Genomic DNA, 2862 nt, shown 5'->3' with positions numbered 1-2862 from the left:
CACCGGTCAGCGAGCCGACCGGGCTGCCGGGTGCCCTGGCCGAGGCCCGTTACGCCCTGGCCTCGGCCAGGGCAAAGGGCGCCGGCGCCTCCTGCCTGGCGGACGCCGCATCCCTGACCACGCTGGACACGCTGCTCACCGGCATTCCGGCCGAGGTCCGCACCGCCTTCTGCCGCACCGTGCTCGGGCCGCTGCTCGCCCCCGGGAGTGCCTCCGCCGCGGCGCTGCTGGACACCCTGGAAGTGTTCCTCCTCCATGACGGCTCCTGGGCCCGCACGGCCGAGGCGCTGCACGTGCACGTCAACACGGTTCACTACCGGATCCAGCGCATCGAGCACTTCACCGGCCGTGACCTGTCCCGCCTCCGGGACCGCCTGGACCTGTGGGCCGCCCTGCTGTGTCGCACGGAGCCGAGCAGCACACGGTCCGCTACGACCGCTCGAGGTGCACGCTCGTCGACTTCACCCGCGCGATGACCGTGACCCCGACCGCCAGACCCAGCTCGTCCACGGCCTCCCGGGTCACCAGGGACACGATCCGGTGCGGACCGGCCTGGATCTCCACCCGGGCCACGACCTCGTCCGCGCGCAGTGCCGTGACGATCCCCGTGAGCGCGTTGCGCACGGAGGTCGGAGGCCCGGCCGCCCCGCCCCGCTCGTCCTCGGCCGCCCGCTCCCGCACGAACCGTGCCAGCCCCGCGCCGTCGATCACCCGGTTCCCCGAGCCGTCCCGCCCCATCGGCAGCCGACCCGCGTCCGCCCACCGGCGCACGGTCTCCGGGCTCACTCTCAACAGGCGCGCGGCCTGGCCAATGCTGTACGTCGGCACTCTGAAACCCTAGCCGCCCCCTCTCCTCGCGGAGGTCGCGCATGCTGCCGCGCCGGCTGGAGTACCTCGTAGCGCTCGCCCGGGAGCGCCACTTCGCCCGCGCGGCAGCCGCAGGTTACGTGTCGCAGCCGTCGCTGCCGGCCGCGATACGAAGACTCGAGCAACAAGATCTCCGAACTCACCGAGGCGCTGACCGGACGCTTCCGCGAGCACCATGCGTTCCTGGCTCGGCTGCACCTGGACCACTACGACCAGTTCACCGACGTGATCCGGCAGTTGGACCACCATGGCCCTGAGCGGGCCGCGGCGGGCGGTGAGCCGCTCGTGACGGGCCTGGAGGTAGGTGTCCTTGGTTCTCGGAACATGTGCAACCACGCATGCGAGCCCTCGGTCGGCAGGCGTGGGACACGGATCCACACCACGACCGGCTCGACCGGGGCACGGAGGGCCGACCACCAAGTATCCCCCCGTGAGTCGGTCACCCGGCGGGATCGAGCACGACCGGAAGCTCCGCGAGGCCGCGGAAGGCCGGGAAGGGAATCTCCAGCCACCGCGTCTCGGCGCGGGGGTCGGCCAGAGTCATCCTCGGGAACCGGTCGAACAGGGCGGTGAGCGCCAGCTGCATCTCCAGCCGGGCCAGCGGGGCTCCCAGGCAGTAGTGGCTGCCGTGCCCGAACCCCAGATGCGCGTCCTGCGTATTGCCCGGACGCATCACGTTCAACTCGTCCGGGGCGTCGAACTTCAGCGGATCGCGGTTGGCCGAACTGATCGCGATCTGAACCAGGGCGCCCTTGGGAATCCGGGTCCCGCCGTACTCCACGTCCTCGGTCGCGTAGCGGAACGTCGCGCTCTCCACGGAGCCGTCGTAGCGCACCAGTTCCTCGATCGCGGCACGCATCAGTTCCCGGTTCTCCCGCACAGCGCGCAGCTGCTCGGGATGGGACAGGAGGTGATGCACCGCGTTGCCGAGCAGGTACGCGGTCGTCTTGTGACCCGCGAACATCAGCAGGAACGCCGTGGAGACCAGCTCGTTCTCGGTCAGCCCGCCGCCACCGTCGTCGTCCCGGACCGCGGTGAGCGCGCTCAGGAGATCGTCACCCGGACGGCTCCGCTTGGCGACGATGAGATCCGAGAAGTACGCGTGCAGATCCTCCTCCGCCTTCTGCTGGGCCCGCTTGGCCTCCTCGTTGAAACCGCTCTGGGCCACCGTCGAGGACAGGTTCTGCATCCGCGACCGCTCCTCGGGCGGTACACCGAGCAGATCGCAGATCACGATCATCGGCAGCGGGAACGCGAAGACCGGCAGAAGGTCGAAGGGCTCCCGGGGCGGGCACTCGTCGAGCAGGCCCCGGACGATGCCCTCGATCTTCGGCCGCAGAGCCTCCACACGCCGTGGGGTGAACGCGGAGTTGACCAGCCGGCGCAGCCGCGTGTGCTTGGGCGCATCGGAGTTGAGCATGTTGTCGTCCAGCGCGACGGACGAGTCACCGAAGATCCTCCGGTAGGCGTCCATGGCCCCGTACATGTCCTTGCTCAACCGCGGATCCGACAGGGCGGCCCGCGCGTCCTCGTACCGGGTGATCAGGTACGTCTCGTTGCCGTGCGGCGGTCTCATGGGACAGACCGGGGCCGCGTCGCGGAGATGGGCGTAGACCGTGTGAGGGTTCCGCCGGAACTCCGGGGTGCAGCGTTCGGCCGCCGTGACGGCCTCTTGCGTGGTGGTCACGGACGACTCCTGAGGTCGAAGAGGGCCTCGGCGTTGCCACCGAGGATGAGCTGCTGCGACGCCCTGTCGACAGGCAGCTTCTCGATCATGCGGATCTGCTCCTCCAGCGGCACGGCCAACGGTGGTGAGTCCGTACCGAAGAGCATCCGCTCGGGCCCCAGCACCTCCGCGTTCAGGCTCAGATGCGCCGAACTGCACGGGCTCGTGTCGACGTACATGCGCCGCAGCGCCTCGGCCGGGTCGACCGCCGGTCCCTGGGCCGCCGACGGGGCCGAGGCCGCCTCGGGCCGGCCGGAGGGCGGCGCGCC

Annotated in this window: 4 protein-coding genes and 1 pseudogene; 2 read left to right on the top strand and 3 right to left on the bottom strand. The window is 70.6% G+C overall.

The genetic code is table 11. The features are described from left to right. A partial coding sequence (locus AB0H32_RS47660) for a helix-turn-helix domain-containing protein (protein WP_361135793.1) occupies positions 1-476 on the top strand: 476 nt, incomplete at its 5' end. Here the strand turns inward: AB0H32_RS47660 and AB0H32_RS47655 are convergent. Beyond that, the gene (locus tag AB0H32_RS47655; RefSeq protein ID WP_361135790.1) at positions 430-828 is read right to left on the bottom strand and encodes a helix-turn-helix transcriptional regulator; all 399 of its coding nucleotides are present in this window, start codon (positions 826-828) and stop codon (positions 430-432) included. The genes AB0H32_RS47660 and AB0H32_RS47655 overlap by 47 nt on opposite strands. Positions 829-869: 41 nt before the next feature. On the opposite strand from AB0H32_RS47655, the pseudogene AB0H32_RS47650 reads away from it, so the two are divergent. Beyond that, positions 870-995, top strand: a pseudogene (locus tag AB0H32_RS47650) (LysR family transcriptional regulator); the annotation flags it as partial. Positions 996-1306: 311 nt separating this feature from the next. Here the strand turns inward: AB0H32_RS47650 and AB0H32_RS47645 are convergent. Both AB0H32_RS47645 and AB0H32_RS47640 read right to left on the bottom strand, forming a co-directional pair. Continuing rightward, entirely contained in the window at positions 1307-2554 is a 1248-nt protein-coding gene (locus AB0H32_RS47645) for a cytochrome P450 (protein ID WP_361135788.1), read from the bottom strand. Next, the coding region (locus AB0H32_RS47640; protein ID WP_361135786.1) for an amidohydrolase family protein at positions 2551-2862 on the bottom strand (312 nt) is incomplete at its 5' end. The genes AB0H32_RS47640 and AB0H32_RS47645, both read right to left, overlap by 4 nt.

It is taken from the genome of Streptomyces sp. NPDC020362, from assembly GCF_040642095.1.
Lineage (GTDB): Bacteria > Actinomycetota > Actinomycetes > Streptomycetales > Streptomycetaceae > Streptomyces.
Note: the sequence above shows the minus strand (reverse complement) of the source record. Positions and strands in the feature narration are given on the sequence as shown.